This is a genomic window from Streptomyces sp. NPDC026589 (assembly GCF_040638385.1).
Classification (GTDB): Bacteria; Actinomycetota; Actinomycetes; order Streptomycetales; family Streptomycetaceae; genus Streptomyces.
In genome coordinates this window covers 1-13,336 of sequence record NZ_JBEZYG010000021.1, presented here as the reverse complement: position 1 = coordinate 13,336, position 13,336 = coordinate 1, and the positions used below count along the sequence as shown (strand labels likewise).

The following is a 13,336-nucleotide window of genomic DNA, read 5'->3' as shown; positions in this document are numbered from 1 at the left end:
GCTGGACCGGCGCGTGCCGGAACCGGTAGCCGGCGCGCCGGCTACCGGAGGGTGGGTGGACCCGTGTCGGACAGCGAGACCCCGTCCGGACCCGAGAGGCCCGTGAGGGCGGGAGACGGCCTCGGCAAGGCGCTTCTCGCGACGCTGTTCACCCAGTCCGCCGTCGGTCTGGTCGTGCTCGACCCGCGGCTCCGTCTCGTACGGACCAACTCACTCGTCGACGGTGTGGATACCGAGGAGTACATCGGCCGCCGGTTCACCGAGGCCTTCCGGCTCGACGACCCGGGCGGTGCCGAGCAGCTCATGAAGCGGGTGCTCGCCGGAGAGGGCCCGGTGCGCGACCGCCTCGTGCGCGGCCGGCTGCGCGAGGTCCCCGGCGACCGGGAGTTCCTGGTCTCCGCCTACCGCCTCGACGGCCCCGGCGGCCCCGACGCACCCGCCCTCGGCCTGCTGACCGCGGTCGTCGACGTCACCGAGCGCCAGCGGGCCCGGGCCCGGGACGCCGCGCTCACCGCCGTACGGGACGCCGTCGGCGGCTCCCTCGACGTCGCCGCCATCTGCCGTGACTTCGCCGACGCCCTGGTGTCCGGATTCGCCGACCTCGCCGTCGTCGAGGTGGTGGACGACGTCCTGCGCGGCGCCGACCCGCCGGTGGGCCCGCTGCCGCCCGGCACCCCGCTGCGCCGCGCCGCGAGCGGCCGGTGCGACACCGTCCGGGACACGGCGGAGGGCGAGGGGGAGGCCGGGGGCCGGGAGCGCTCGACGGGGGTGACCCGCCGCCTCCTCGCCCGTACGCCGTACGCGCTCGCCACCACCGACCTGCGGGCCCGGCTCGTCCCGCTCGGGCCCGGCACCCCGTGGCCGGACACCGACCCGGACGGGGTGCGCGCCCTCGCGGAGACCGACGCGCACTCCCTGATCGTGGTGCCCCTGACCCTGCGGGGCGCGGTCCTCGGGCTGGTCAGCCTCTACCGCTGCGGAGCGGCCGAGCCCTTCGACGACGACGACGTCTCCCTCGCCGTCGCGGCGGCCACCCGGGCGGCCCTCGGCATCGACAACGCCCGCCGCTACGAGCGCGAGCACGTCATCGCCTCGACCGTCCAGCGGCGGCTGCTCCCGCAGGCCGAACGGCAGCAGGCCGCCGTCGACACCGCGCACGTCCTGGTGCCCGGGCGGGACAGCGGCTGCTGGTTCGACACCATCGCCCTGTCCGGCGCCCGCACCGCGCTCGTCGTGGGCGGCGTCGCGGGCGAGGGCCTCCAGTCGGCCATCGCCATGGGCCAGTTGCGTACCGTCATCCAGGCGCTGGCGGGTCTCGACCTGGAGCCGGAGGAGGTCCTCGCCCGGCTCAAGGACACCGCCGACCGCCTCGCCCACGAACGCGCCACCCTGCCCCCGGCCGACGCCCTGCGGAGCGAACCCCTGAGCGCGGGCTGCGTGTACGGGGTCTACGACCCGTTCACCCGCACCTGCACCGTCGCGCGCGCCGGGCACCCCGCGCCGTTGATCGTCGGCCCCGACGGACGGGTGGTCGCCCTCGACGTGCCGGAGGGACCCGGGCTCTTCTCCACCGACAGTGCTCTCTTCGCCCCCGCCACCGTCACCCTGGAGGTGGGCAGCCTCCTCGCGTTCTGCACCGCCGACCTGCTCTCCGGCGACCACGCCGCCGAACGCATCACGGAGACCCTCGCCCGGCCGGGGCGAAGCCTCCAGCAACTGGGTGACGACATCGTGTACGCGCTGCCGGAGGGCACCTGCTCCGCCGGTGCCGCCCTGCTCCTGGCCCGTACGGGTACGGTCTCCGACCATCTGGTCGCCACCTGGGACCTGGCCCAGGACCCCACGACGCCCGCCACCGCCCGGGGGCTCGTACACGACCGGCTCCAGGGCTGGGGGCTGGACGAGGACACCGTCGAGGCGACGGAGCTGATCGTCAGCGAACTGGTCACCAACGCCGTCCGCTACGGCACCCCGCCCCTGCGGCTGCGGCTCCTGCTGGACTCCACGCTGACCTGCGAGGTCCACGACGGCTCCACGGCCTCCCCGCACCTGCGGCACGCCGGGACCGTCGACGAGGGCGGCCGGGGCCTGTTCATCGTCTCCCGGCTCGCCTCCCACTGGGGAGCCCGCCACGGGCCGGACGGCAAGGTGCTGTGGACCGAGCAGGATCTGCCGGGTGACGAGCAGAACGACGCGGACGGCGAACAGAGCGAGGCGGGTGACCGGCCGGACGGTTCGGGCGGCGGGCCGTAGCGGCGAGGGACGCCCGAGGCCCCGGAGGCCGGGGCCTCCGCCTCGCCGGCCCTCAGCCTCGCCGGGGCCTCCGCCGCCCCGGGGCCTCCGCCTCGCCGGGCCTTCCGCTGCCCCGGGGCCTCCGCCTCGCCGGCCCTCAGCCTCGCCGGGCCCACCGCCTCGTCTACCGGAGGACGATGTTCCGGCCAGGGCCGCCGTCGACGCTGTCCTTGCCGGGGCCGCCGACGATCAGGTCGTCACCGTCCTCGCCGTGCACCATGTCGTCGCCGGAGCCGCCGAACAGGATGTCGTCGCCCTCCCCGCCCATGACGTGGTCGTCGCCCGGGCCCGCGTACACGAGGTCTCTGCCGTCGTACGCCTCGATCATGTCGTCACCCCGGCCGCCCCACAGCCGCTGGTCGCCGTCGACGGCCATCAGGTGGTCCATGCCGTCCCCGCCGTCCAGGACCACGCGGCCCATGACCATGTCGTTCCCCGCGTCGCCCCGCACCGTGTGCGCGGTGTGGGCGTGCAGCATGTCGTCGCCGGAGCCGCCGCTGACGGTGGCGACCCCGGGGTCACTGGTGGCGATCTCGTCGTCGCCGTCGCCGAGGAAGACGTCGATCCGGTCCGGCCGGGAGCTGTCGGTGGGCAGTTCGCAGACGACGTAGGTCTCGTCCCCGGGGGTGAGGTACGCGCAGTGGTCGCCGGGTACGAGCGGGACCGCGTCGCGGAAGCCGATCCGCCGGACTCCGTCGCCCCGGTCCATGGGCACCACGTGGAGGTCGTTCACCTGTCCCGCGCCCGCGGTGAAGGTGATCGACTGCTTCGCCCAGTCGGCGCCCACGCGGGCCTTCGCCCCGGTGCCGGAGGGGGCGGCGAGCGCCGGGGAAGCGGCGAGGCCGGTGGCGAGCAGGGCCACGACGGCCGCGCGGGCGGTGAGTCGGTGTCGGTTCATGGGACCTCATCTCGATGGGGCGGCCGGTGGGCCGGCCGGTCGGCGGGGGCCTGCCCGGGGTACCGGCGGCCGGGTCGCGAGGGCGGCTTCCTCACGACCCGGCCGGCGCGCTCCGGTGCCCCGGACAGGCTCTGTCCGTCCCGGCGGATACCGGGCGGGTGCGGTACCGCGTCAGCTCACGTTGACGCGGTACCGCGTCAACTCAGCTCACGTCCACGCGGTACCGCGTCAACTCAACTCACGTACACGCGGTACCGCGTCAGCTCACGTTCACGTCCACGCAGGCGTAGAACGCGTTGGAGGTGTCGGCGATGTTCCACACGGCCAGCACCTTCTGCTTGCCGGACAGGCCGCCGAAGCTGACCTGGTGGGTGACGGTCTCGCCGGGGCGGGCCCCGCCGTCGTTGAACTCCGCGATCTTCCGGCCGCCCGCGTAGTACTGCCAGGTGCTGGTGGCGTGCCGTGCCGTCAGCCGCCAGTTGAAGCTGGTCGTCCGGCCGACCGGGGTGACCTTCCAGCCCTTGCTGTCGTTGTTGAGCTCGGCGAAGCCGGCGTTGCCTCCGCTGCAGCTCATCAGGCCCTTGGGGCCCTCGACGCTCTGCGGCTCGTACTGGATGGCGCCGCAGGGGATCGTGCGTGCGGCGCACTGGGCCTGCCGGCTGGGGGGTGACGAGATGTAGCCGTGCGCGCTCGCGCTGCTCGCGGGCAGCGTGACGGCCAGGAGCGGGGCGATTCCCGCGCCGATGGCGACGGCTAAGAGCCTCTTGCTTTTCATGACAACTCCTCTGTGGGGGTCCGTGCCCGCCCGCGCGACAGCAGGTCAGGCATGCGCATGTCAAGCAACTACGCCGTGACGGTGGGGCTGTCGCGGGTAGCGACGAAAGCGTACCGCGCTTGGTCTAGACCAAGCTAGTGCCCGGGGTGACCTCTGTGCCCGGCTGCCGGGCTTCGGCCGTGCCGAACAGGCGCTCCAGGACCACCGCGACCCCGTCCTCCGCGTTCGACAGGGTCACCTCGTCGGCCGCCGCTCGCAGCTCCGGATGTGCGTTGCCCATGGCGACCCGGTGGCCCGAACCGGCGAACATCGGCAGGTCGTTGGGCATGTCCCCGAACGCGACGATGCGCTCCGCCCCGATACCCAGCAGCTCGGCGGCCACCGCGAGACCCGTGCCCTTGTCCACCCCGCGCGGGGCCAGCTCCACCGTGCCGGGGCCCGCCATGGTCACCGTCGCCAGATCGCCCACGGCCCCCCGCGCGGCGGCGGCCAGCGCGTCGTCGCCCAGACCGGGGTGGCGCACCAGCACCTTGATCACGGGCCGCTCCCACAACGCGGCCCGGGAGCCGACGCGTTGGGCGGGAAGCGTCGGGTTCGGCATCCGGTACCCGGCCTCGATCAGGGTCACCCCGTCCACGCCGTCCTGGTCCACGGCGGCGAACACGGCCCCCACCTCCGCCTCGATCTTCCCGAGCGCGGTGTCGGCGGCCTCCCGGTCCAGGGCGACGGACCGCAACAGCCGCCCGCCGCCCGCCCCGGCCTCGTAGAGCTGGGTGCCCTGCCCGCAGACGACGAGCCCGGTGTACGCCAGGTCCGCGAGCAACGCCCGAATCCCGGGCACGGGCCGCCCGGTGACGACCAGGTGCCGGGCGCCGGCGGAGGCGGCGAGGGCGAGCGCGGCCCGGGACCGGGCGCTCACGGTGTCGTCCGGTCGCAGCAGGGTGCCGTCCAGATCCGTGGCGACGAGGGCATAGGCGGGGGTGATGCCGGGGGTGATGCCGGAGGCGTATGCGGGTGGCGTGGGCATGGCCCCAGCCTAGAAGGGCCCGAACGGCCGCTTGCGCGCCAGGGGCGGATCGGGTAGACGGGCCTGCCGTCAGGCGGCTGCGCCGGTGGCGTTGCGGATGAGCTGCCGGAGCACCTTCACCGTGGTGACGTAGTCCGTGTCGGAGATGCCCTCGTGGAGTGCGGCACGGATCGCGGGGGCATTGCGCGCGAGGTCGAGACGCGCCTGTTCCCCCTCCTCCGTGATCCACAACCGACCACCCGCGTCCCGCGCGAGCCATCCGCGCTGTACGAGCTCCTCGGCCGCGACCGCCAGGTCGTCCTCGGGTCGGATGTACGAGGCCATGGCCTGCTGAAGCTCGGGCAGGGTCAGTCCCGCACCGTCGGGCGAGATGTCGTCGGCCGACAGGTTGCGCAGGAGCCAGAACTGGGGCTGGGTGAAGCCCTTCTCCGCCTGCCGCTCCCGGGTGTACGTGATCAGGGCCTCGTAGGCGACGCCGGTCCAGTAGGCGGCGGGCTGTCCGGCGAGTTCGGTGTCGCTGAGCTGCTGATCAGGCATGACGCGTGCTCCCTTGGTGCTTGCGGTCGGGGCCGGTACGGTCGTCGCGGGCGGCGAAGCCCTTTCGGGCGTTACGGCGACCGTAGGACCTCAAGCGCGCTTGAGGACAAGGGGGTTGCGCGACGGTACACGGCCGTCCCCCGCTGAACCCCGACCGGCCGATCGCCACCGCCTCTCCGCCCGGTGCCGACAACGGCCTGAGACTCCTCGGTCATGACCCGTCCGTCAAGGCAGGTGGGAAGGGCAGGGCAGCCCGGGGACGGATCGGTTCGGTGAGCGGGTGACGAGGGCGACCGAGTGGAAGACCGTGCCACGCAGGTAGTGACCGAGGGACACGTCGTCGCCTTCCGCGAGTCGTTCGACGGCTGCCTTGACGAGTAGCAGCAGCCTGGTGGCTTCACGTTCCTGCGGCGAGGCGAACCGCGCGGCGAATTCCGCGAGTTGCCGACCCAGCCACGCTCCGGCCTCCTTGGGCTCCTCCCACGTCCCTCGAATCGTCGAAGAAGGCTTCATGAGCCAGTGGGCTGTCTGGATCGGCGGTGTTTCGGGGGACGGGAACGCGGCTACGGCTTCCCGATACCGGTGGTGCACCTCCTGCTCGCTGGTCGGCGTCGGGGCCTCGCCGGGCGGCCTGCGGACGCTCTCCTTGTCGAACATCGCCTTCTCGCCGACCCAGGCGTAACCGTGGTGGTGCACGTTTCTCCGTTCACGGGTGCGGGGCTGTGCGGCCCCGCACCCAAGGCGGTGCGCCGTCAGGCGGAGAGATCGAAGCGGGCGGGATCGATGCCGGCCGCGTCCAGTTCGGCGGTCGTGAACCGCAACGGCTCGGCCTCGGGACGCTTGCTGTCGCCCACGGCCCAGGCGTCCGGCCCGATCCGCGCGAGGGTCACGCAGGACTCGCCGTCGGGGTGGGTGTTGCCGCCGCATGCCTTGGAGAATGCGGCTCCGTCGATGGGGAGCCTGTACAGGTCATTCACGGTTGGTGCCCTTCTGGTTGCCGACGGGTGTCGTGCCGGTCCGGCGCGGTCGCTTGTGATGCGTTCGCGCCACACACCCTCCGGTGCTGGTTTGACGACACGGGCAATAATCAGTCGGCCATGAGGGCAGTTGGTCGATTATTCGCGTTGCGTGCTAAAGATCATGAGCGGAAGAGAGCCGCCCACTGCGCGAGGACACACCTTGCGTCTTCGCCGAAGAGGGCGAGGCGTTCGTACGTCTCAAAAATCCTCAAGTGCTCGGAAATGTCGCGGGCGTCCTGGAAGACTATGCGCCCTGTAAAGGTTTCGACCGTGGTGAGACGTTGATCGTAGACCGTGAATGTGTTCATGGGGCCGCGGCTCAGGGCTGGCCCGGCCAGAAGTAGTCCGATGCGCACGTTGGGCAGATAGGAAAGGGAAACCAGACGGTCGACCTGTACGGCGATGGCAGCACGATGGAGTACGGGCCATCGCACTGCCTGCTCCGTCAGTAGGAAAGTGAACGACTTGCTGGTGTCGTACAGAATGGCCTGCCTTTCCAGCTTCCTGGCGATCGTCACTGACTTGTCTCCCGGCGATCCGCTGAGGCTTGCGCTCACGTATTCGGGCGTGGCGAGGAGGCCGGTCACCATGGCGGGCAGAAAGTAGCGGAGAATCCTGGCCTCGGACTCCAGGCCGGCCAGCTCGGCTTGACGCTTCTCCAGGCCCCTACGCCACGACGCCCGTTTACCCTGCCACTCCGTATGTGCGAGCCGGGCCAGCGACATCACCTCTGCTGTGATGCCCGGTGAGGCCTCAAGGGCTCTCAGGATCAGCTCCACATCGACGAGGTTCGGGCTTACCCGGCCAGTCTCGATGTTGCTGAGTTTCGTCTGTGACATGGCGCAGCGCTGAGCGAGCCGGATCTGGGACAGTCCGGCTCGCTTGCGAAGGTCGCGAAGTGACATGGCCAGATCGGCCGCGGACCTGATCAGTTGCTCAGGTTGGAAGGTCAAGGCCCTTCACGTACTCCCCGAACGGAACGGACCGTTCCAGAGCGATCCGCTTCCATTCCCGATAGGGCGCGGGATCCCCTTCGTATGCCTCGCGGTTGATCTGCGTGCCGTCCGGGCGGAAGTTGAGGTGAGCGATGCGGCTCTCGTCGAACATCCACCAATCGCAACCGGTGAGAGGCAAGCCGAAGTCGCCGTGTGTGACATCCAGTATGCGGATGTCCTCGCCGGCTTCGATATTTCCCGGAATGCCCCAGGAGAACTGGTAGCGCTGGTATTCGGTGAGAGGTCGACGTACTACCCGTACGCGCCCGATACTGCGCCCCGCATCCTTGTGCCCCTGGACTCGCTCGTGCCAGCGTGAGTTGTGACCGAGTGGTTTGCCCTCACCTCTCAGGAACCGGGCAATGTTCTCCTGTTCCCTGGGCATTGTGTAAGTGGGTTGTGCCTCGAACCGCCATGCCTCTCGCTCGAAGGTGTCGAAGAATTCACGCCAGGCGTCACCATCCAAGAGCACGAACGGCCTCCCCGAGGACGTGCTCGGGAATTTTCACCAGAGCCTCACCGGTCGGAGGCTGGAACGCGGAACATTGGTTTCCTTGCACCACGATCCCGCCGTCCGCAGTATCCACGTAAACGTTCGGGCAGTCGTCGTCGTCACAGTTGGGCCCGCCAGTTCTTCCCGTGAGGCGGTGCAGATCACTTCGCGCCATAGTGTCTCCGCTTCGGTTCAGGGCTGATCCCTGTCAAAGATGACGCTAGAGCGGAGCGTCAATGTCCGTCTACCGAAGAAGGCGGATATTCGCGTTGTCGGGTAGACCTGGCCCGGTCCGCGCACGCCGAAGCCCCACCGTGCGGGCACGGTGGGGCCGTGGTTCGCCGGCTCGGGTGGCTCAGGCGGTGCCGAAGTCTCCGGCTCGGACGCCCGTGACGAACGCGGTGAACGCGGTGGCGGGGATGGTCAGGGCCGGGCCGCTGACGTTCTTGGAGTCGCGGACGGGGACGATGCCGTGCGGGGTGGCGAGGTTGGTGGCGACCTCGACGCACTGGCCGCCGTTGTTGCTGTAGGAGGACGTGTACCAGCGGGGGGTCTCGGTTGTCACGGGGTGCCCTTTCGCAACTGCCTGAACATGTCTACGGACGCCGCCTGGGAGGGCGCTACCGCCTGCATCTGATGGTAGGCCGTCAGATGCGGAAGCACAGAGCCACTTTCGCGCTCCAAGTAGCCCTGCTGCGCGGACTCGGCGTACGACATGAGCGTGCGGTCGGGCATGGTCAGGATGGTGACCGGGAGGTCGAACGGACGGTGCTCGCCCATGTCGAACGCCGCGACCTGGATCACGGTGTTCGGCTGCTCCGCGAACTCGATCAGGCGGTCCATCTGCGCCTTCATGACCTCCGGTCCGCCGACCGGCCTCCGGATGCAGCTCTCGTCCAGCATCGCGAAGACCAGCGGCGGCTTCTCCCGGACCAGGGCCGCCTGGCGCTCCGCGACCAGCGCGACGCGCTCCTCTGCCTGGTCGGCCGTGATCGCCTGTCGCCTGACGGCGCTATCGGCCAGGACCCTGGCGTACTCCGGGGTCTGGAGCAGCCCCGGCATGACCCCGACCTCGTACAGCCGGATCTCCGCCGCCCGCCGCTCGTAACCCAGGAACTCCGGGAAGCCCTCCAGCAGGCTGCCGTGCTTGATCTGGCCCAGCTCGCGCTCGAACGACGCCTCGGTCCCGGTGAGCCCGAGCACCCGGTCCGTACTACGCGAAAAGCGCAAGGTCGCGAGTTTACGACCAGTTTCCACCGACGAGATGTGCGTGCTGGAGTAGCCGTTGCGGTTCCCCAGCTCCTCCTGTGTCCAGCACCGCTGCTCCCGTAACCCGCGCAGACGTGCACCGTAGGCCGCCTGCGCGGAGCTTTCCGGGTTCAACTCCTTGATGTTCACGGACACCGCCCCGATCTTCCGTGCCGAATAGGCAAGTTGAATGCCTCCTCACGGTAGGTCACGCTGAATCGTCCCGGTAGTCAATTGGCTACAGAGAGGAGCGATAGGTGTATGGCGAGAACGTTTGCCCGAATGCGCAGGAGCCTCCTGACCCTCCGGCCCTCGGAACGCTCGTGGTGGACACCGGTCGTGGTGACCGGGTGGGGGAGTTCCGTGGGATCGCCGGCCCCTACTGGTCGTTGCGGCCGGTGGGTGGTGGGGCGGAGTGGGAGGCGGAGCCTCACTGTGTCCGGCCCGCGCTCCTGATAGAGCAGCTTCGGGCCAGGACGGCGCGGCTGAATGCCCGCAGTCGGGGTGAGGTGCTGTGAACGCGGTCCAGGTGCGGGGGTGTTGGTATGTCGCCGAGAGTCACGGTGGTGACGCGGTGAGGACTGTCCGGCTGGGCGGGGTTCTCGCGCCGACGCGGCGGCTGGCGCTGTGTTGGCTGCGGCGGCAGGCCCGGCGTTTCGCGGACGCGCTCGATCCGGACCCGTACGTGCCCTGGGTTCCGGCCCGTGCGCTGTACCTGGCTCCCGTGGGGGGCCGGCGTGACGCGCCGGCCGAACTCCGGTCCTGGGCGGGCAGTGTCCGTGAGCACGACTACGCGCTGGGGCGGCTCGCGGAGGGATTGCCGTACGAGTTCGTCGCCCGGGACACCGCGTCCTGGTACGGGCTGGTCATGCGCCCCCTGACCCCCGCCCCCGCCCCCGCCTATATCCCTGTCTCTGTCTCTGTCCCTCTCTCTTCTCTCCGGTAAGGATGAGCGTCGTGTTGCAGTGCACCGCCTTCAGCGAACTCCCCGAGATGGGTGCGCGGGTCGCGCTCATGGGCCTGGCGGAGGGGCCGGGGCAGGCGTCGGAAGCGCCCGATCTGGATGAGTTCCTGCTCTGTGAGCTCGGCGAGCACGAGGAGGGGGCCGAGCACGCGGCCCAGCTCTGGTCGGCCTCGGCTCCGGCCGGGCGGGATCTGTGGATGTTCTGGACCGACGGCGACGGGCGGCGGAAGTTCCGCTTCGCGGAACTGCTGCCGTGCCCGGCCGTCATCCACCGGCTGTCCGTCAAGGACGGGGACGCCTGCGTGCTGTACGACCGGCACCCCGCCGCGCACTCCTGGGACGTGAGGGATCCGCTCGCCGACCTGATGGCGGAGCGCATCCGGGAGGACGTACGCCGCGACCGAGACGGAGACGGCGGGCCGGACGTTCCCTAACGGCGCTTGCGGCCGCCGGCGTTCCGCAGGCCGCCGGTCAGCGTGCCGACGCCGGTGCGCAGGGCGATGTAGTCAAGGGCGCCGCCCACACCGCGAGCAGCCCACCTGAACGCTCTCACCAGCTGTTCGTCCATCGCGCCGTTCTTCCTCTCGGCCGTACGTCGTCGTCTTGCTGTATGACGCATCTACCGCAAGGGGGGTTGCCCCGACCGGATTCGTCGTCGGCGTCTGCCGATCGGCTTCCGTGCGGGACCACCCCCGACGGAAGCCCCGGTGCTCGACCGCAGACGCCGGTTCGCGTGCGAGCGCGGCTGCTGGGCCGACGCCCGCCGCAGGTCAGCTGAGGCAGAACTCGTTGTCCTCGGGGTCCGCCATGAGGACCCAGCTCCCGCCCTGCTCGTCGTACGTGCGCAGCACCCGCGCACCTAGCCCCACCAGCCGTTCCTCCTCCGCGTCCCGCTGCCCCGGCGCGGAGTGCACATCGATGTGGAGCCGGTTCTTCACCGTCTTCGGTTCCGGTACCCGCTGGAACAGCAGCCGCCGCCCCTGCCCCGTACCGCTGACCTCGTCGTAGGGGTCGTCCGGATGCCGGGCCGCCGCGAGGTCGTGCCAGGCGCGGCGGCCGTGGGCGTGGGTCGTGATGGCCTCCGGTACGGCTCCGGCGGCGAGCAGTCGCTCGACGAGCGGGCTGTTGTCCTCGACGAGATAGCCCAGGGCCGCCGCCCAGAATCCGGCCTGTGCGTGCGGGTCGGCGCTGTCGATCACGAGCTTCCAGGACAGTGTCTGTGTCATGGAAACCGTTTATAGTGGTTACATGAGCGAAAGGGCAACGGACGCGCCGGAACAGTCCGAACGGCCGGAGCGGCCCGTAGGACCTCAACGGTCCGTGCGGGCGGGGCAGCAGAAGCCTTCCGGGCTGTTGCCGCGGCATCCGGACGGCAGTTCGTTCCGGTTCGATCCGGGTGCGCTCTGTCTGGAGCTCCTGCCGACCGGGGGCCCGGGCGCTTTGGCGTACTTCGAGGTGCTGCACGAGCCGGCCGACCTGGTGCGCTGGGCGGAGGAGAGCCGGCTGCCGGACGGGCTCGGTACGGGCGCCGGGCCCGGCCCGGGTCCGAATTCGGGCCCGACGCTCGTCGTCAGCGCGGGGGAGGTGGCGGACGCGCGCGTTCTGCGCGATGCGCTGTGGCGGCTGGCGGAGAGCCATGTGGGCGGAGAGCCGCCCGGCCCGGACGACCTCGCCACCCTCAACGGCGCGGCGGCGCACCCGCCCCTGGCGGCCCGGCTCACCCCGGGCGGGAACCGGGAGTGGGCTCCCGGGGGCACCGGGACCGGGTTGCTGTCCACCGTCGCCCGCGACGCGGTCGAGCTGTTCACCGGGGCGTTCGCCCACCGGATCCGTACGTGCGGCGCGCACGGCTGCCGCCTGCTGTTCGTCGATACCTCCCGGCCCGGCAGGCGCCGCTGGTGCTCCATGGAGCGCTGCGGCAACCGTCACAAGGTCAGGACCCACCGCGCCCGGCTCGCCACCGCCGCCGACGAGTGAAGAGTGCTCCGCGTCCACCCGTGGTCGATGCCCACTCTCTCTGGGCAGTCGACTGCCTCTGTGCATGAGACACGAAAATCTATGGTCGCCAGAGTAGACATTGGGCGGTGCCGTGGTTATGGTTTCTCTTGTAGCCCACAGAGACAGCAGGGCCCGGCAGAGACGAACTGCCGGGCAGCAGTACAGCAGTTGCCGTTCGAAGACGGTGCGGTGGCGGAGTTTCGAAGCCAGGGTTGTTGCAGGACGGCGACGGGGCTGGCGACCGCACCGGGTGGCCCGCAGTGATCAGGGGCCGCCGCCGGCAGTACCGCGATTTTCGCGGGAGCAGTACCAGCAGTGGGCAAGTGATGCATGTCAGAGGAAGAACGGAGGAGCGAGGCGCCATCGGGATCGCCCGGGCGGAGTGATGAGCCCGGGTACCGCAGGACATCGATAGTGAGGTGGTCTCCGGTCAAGCAACCGCGATCCCCGCGACCCCGGCGACTTTCGGACCGGGTCAGCGGAAACAGAAGGCCGGCGCAGTGATCAGGGCCGGCGGATGGTGTTAGCAGTTCCTTCGGGGCCCGAGTGCCGTACGGCACTCGGGCCCCTCCACGCGTTCCACAGAGAGGTGCAAATGACAGCAGGCGACTCGTTCGGACGTCTCGATGACGACGACTTCCCCGCCTACACGATGGGCCGGGCCGCCGAGATGCTCGGTACCACGCAGGGCTTTCTCCGAGCCATCGGAGAAGCCCGCCTCATCACCCCGCTGCGTTCCGAGGGCGGACACCGCCGCTACTCCCGCTACCAGCTGCGCATCGCCGCACGCGCCCGGGAGCTTGTCGACCAGGGCACCCCCATCGAGGCCGCCTGCCGCATCGTCATCCTTGAGGACCAGCTCGAAGAAGCCCAGCGCATCAACGCCGAATACCGCAAGGCCGCCACATCGGAGAACCCGACGAGCGCAGGCTGAGGCGGCGTCGCCCCTGCCCGCCCCTGCCCGGCCCTGCCCTGATCAGTGGCGGGGCGGGCCGCAGGAGGCGTGGGCGCCCGGACGGATAGGCCCGCAGCCGCCAGGGGGCGTGTGCTGGCACTGCGCCGCCACGGACACCAGGCTCTTCGCGGGGGC

The 13,336-nt window shown here is 70.6% G+C and carries 19 protein-coding genes; 6 read left to right on the top strand and 13 right to left on the bottom strand.

The annotated features are described in order from the left end of the window. The first annotated feature begins 63 nt into the window (after positions 1-63). Positions 64-2,253 (top strand): SpoIIE family protein phosphatase, encoded by a 2,190-nt coding sequence (locus AB0F29_RS30100; RefSeq protein ID WP_361878482.1) that lies wholly within the window; start codon positions 64-66, stop codon positions 2,251-2,253. Positions 2,254-2,416: 163 nt separating this feature from the next. Here the strand turns inward: AB0F29_RS30100 and AB0F29_RS30095 are convergent, their stop codons facing one another. From AB0F29_RS30095 to AB0F29_RS30045, 11 genes are all read right to left on the bottom strand, one after another. Further along, complete coding sequence (locus tag AB0F29_RS30095) at positions 2,417-3,190, bottom strand: calcium-binding protein (RefSeq protein ID WP_361878479.1); 774 nt, start codon at positions 3,188-3,190, stop codon at positions 2,417-2,419. 259 nt (positions 3,191-3,449) lie between these two features. Further along, positions 3,450-3,965 (bottom strand): lytic polysaccharide monooxygenase auxiliary activity family 9 protein, encoded by a 516-nt coding sequence (locus tag AB0F29_RS30090; RefSeq protein WP_361878476.1) that lies wholly within the window; start codon positions 3,963-3,965, stop codon positions 3,450-3,452. A 124-nt stretch (positions 3,966-4,089) separates the two neighbouring features. Beyond that, positions 4,090-4,992, bottom strand: a complete 903-nt coding sequence (locus AB0F29_RS30085) for an HAD family hydrolase (protein ID WP_361878473.1) — start codon at positions 4,990-4,992, stop codon at positions 4,090-4,092. Between the two features lie 69 nt (positions 4,993-5,061). Beyond that, entirely contained in the window at positions 5,062-5,529 is a 468-nt protein-coding gene (locus tag AB0F29_RS30080) for a MarR family transcriptional regulator (protein ID WP_361878470.1), read from the bottom strand. A gap of 225 nt (positions 5,530-5,754) precedes the next feature. Then, a complete protein-coding gene (locus AB0F29_RS30075; protein ID WP_361878467.1) occupies positions 5,755-6,225 on the bottom strand; it encodes a hypothetical protein in 471 nt (156 codons plus the stop codon). Positions 6,226-6,281: 56 nt separating this feature from the next. Further along, positions 6,282-6,506, bottom strand: coding sequence for a DUF397 domain-containing protein (locus AB0F29_RS30070; RefSeq protein WP_018960473.1), 225 nt, complete (start codon positions 6,504-6,506; stop codon positions 6,282-6,284). Between the two features lie 161 nt (positions 6,507-6,667). After that, entirely contained in the window at positions 6,668-7,501 is an 834-nt protein-coding gene (locus AB0F29_RS30065) for a Scr1 family TA system antitoxin-like transcriptional regulator (protein WP_361878464.1), read from the bottom strand. After that, positions 7,485-8,015: a DUF6879 family protein gene (locus AB0F29_RS30060; protein WP_361878461.1), complete on the bottom strand. Its 531-nt coding sequence runs from the start codon at positions 8,013-8,015 to the stop codon at positions 7,485-7,487. The genes AB0F29_RS30065 and AB0F29_RS30060 overlap by 17 nt, the downstream gene beginning before the upstream one ends. After that, entirely contained in the window at positions 7,999-8,211 is a 213-nt protein-coding gene (locus AB0F29_RS30055; protein ID WP_361878458.1) for a hypothetical protein, read from the bottom strand. The genes AB0F29_RS30060 and AB0F29_RS30055 overlap by 17 nt, the downstream gene beginning before the upstream one ends. Positions 8,212-8,391: 180 nt before the next feature. Then, complete coding sequence (locus tag AB0F29_RS30050) at positions 8,392-8,601, bottom strand: DUF397 domain-containing protein (RefSeq protein ID WP_361878455.1); 210 nt, start codon at positions 8,599-8,601, stop codon at positions 8,392-8,394. Next, positions 8,598-9,434 carry a helix-turn-helix transcriptional regulator gene (locus AB0F29_RS30045; protein ID WP_361878804.1) on the bottom strand — a complete coding sequence of 279 codons (837 nt, stop codon included), beginning with the start codon at positions 9,432-9,434 and terminating at the stop codon, positions 8,598-8,600. The genes AB0F29_RS30050 and AB0F29_RS30045 overlap by 4 nt, the downstream gene beginning before the upstream one ends. A 107-nt stretch (positions 9,435-9,541) precedes the next feature. Here AB0F29_RS30045 and AB0F29_RS30040 point away from each other — a divergent pair, with 107 nt between their 5' ends. From AB0F29_RS30040 to AB0F29_RS30030, 3 genes are read left to right on the top strand one after another with little or no spacing between them, the layout of a single operon-like run. Further along, complete coding sequence (locus tag AB0F29_RS30040) at positions 9,542-9,802, top strand: hypothetical protein (protein WP_361878452.1); 261 nt, start codon at positions 9,542-9,544, stop codon at positions 9,800-9,802. A gap of 56 nt (positions 9,803-9,858) precedes the next feature. Continuing rightward, positions 9,859-10,230 carry a hypothetical protein gene (locus AB0F29_RS30035; RefSeq protein ID WP_361878449.1) on the top strand — a complete coding sequence of 124 codons (372 nt, stop codon included), beginning with the start codon at positions 9,859-9,861 and terminating at the stop codon, positions 10,228-10,230. Positions 10,231-10,241: 11 nt separating this feature from the next. Then, on the top strand, positions 10,242-10,682 hold the full coding sequence (locus AB0F29_RS30030; RefSeq protein ID WP_361878446.1) for a hypothetical protein: 441 nt from the start codon (positions 10,242-10,244) through the stop codon (positions 10,680-10,682). Here AB0F29_RS30030 and AB0F29_RS30025 read toward each other — a convergent pair. Together AB0F29_RS30025 and AB0F29_RS30020 are read right to left on the bottom strand one after the other, a co-directional pair. Continuing rightward, positions 10,679-10,816, bottom strand: coding sequence for a hypothetical protein (locus AB0F29_RS30025; protein ID WP_361878443.1), 138 nt, complete (start codon positions 10,814-10,816; stop codon positions 10,679-10,681). The two genes, AB0F29_RS30030 and AB0F29_RS30025, sit on opposite strands and share 4 nt — an antisense overlap. A 202-nt stretch (positions 10,817-11,018) precedes the next feature. Continuing rightward, entirely contained in the window at positions 11,019-11,474 is a 456-nt protein-coding gene (locus tag AB0F29_RS30020; protein ID WP_361878440.1) for a VOC family protein, read from the bottom strand. A gap of 127 nt (positions 11,475-11,601) precedes the next feature. Here AB0F29_RS30020 and AB0F29_RS30015 point away from each other — a divergent pair, with 127 nt between their 5' ends. Both AB0F29_RS30015 and AB0F29_RS30010 read left to right on the top strand, forming a co-directional pair. Continuing rightward, positions 11,602-12,225, top strand: coding sequence for an ABATE domain-containing protein (locus tag AB0F29_RS30015; RefSeq protein ID WP_361878801.1), 624 nt, complete (start codon positions 11,602-11,604; stop codon positions 12,223-12,225). Between the two features lie 616 nt (positions 12,226-12,841). Continuing rightward, positions 12,842-13,180 carry a MerR family transcriptional regulator gene (locus AB0F29_RS30010; protein WP_018960139.1) on the top strand — a complete coding sequence of 113 codons (339 nt, stop codon included), beginning with the start codon at positions 12,842-12,844 and terminating at the stop codon, positions 13,178-13,180. Positions 13,181-13,336 lie beyond the last annotated feature (156 nt).

Excerpts from the sequence above, each read along its gene's own strand:
- AB0F29_RS30090 (WP_361878476.1), bottom strand. The coding sequence starts at position 3,965 with ATGAAAAGCAAGAGGCTCTTAGCCGTCGCCATCGGCGCGGGAATCGCC.
- AB0F29_RS30055 (WP_361878458.1), bottom strand. The coding sequence starts at position 8,211 with ATGGCGCGAAGTGATCTGCACCGCCTCACGGGAAGAACTGGCGGGCCC.
- AB0F29_RS30010 (WP_018960139.1), top strand. The coding sequence starts at position 12,842 with ATGACAGCAGGCGACTCGTTCGGACGTCTCGATGACGACGACTTCCCC.
- AB0F29_RS30020 (WP_361878440.1), bottom strand. The coding sequence starts at position 11,474 with ATGACACAGACACTGTCCTGGAAGCTCGTGATCGACAGCGCCGACCCG.
- AB0F29_RS30080 (WP_361878470.1), bottom strand. The coding sequence starts at position 5,529 with ATGCCTGATCAGCAGCTCAGCGACACCGAACTCGCCGGACAGCCCGCC.
- AB0F29_RS30095 (WP_361878479.1), bottom strand. The coding sequence starts at position 3,190 with ATGAACCGACACCGACTCACCGCCCGCGCGGCCGTCGTGGCCCTGCTC.
- AB0F29_RS30025 (WP_361878443.1), bottom strand. The coding sequence starts at position 10,816 with ATGGACGAACAGCTGGTGAGAGCGTTCAGGTGGGCTGCTCGCGGTGTG.
- AB0F29_RS30085 (WP_361878473.1), bottom strand. The coding sequence starts at position 4,992 with ATGCCCACGCCACCCGCATACGCCTCCGGCATCACCCCCGGCATCACC.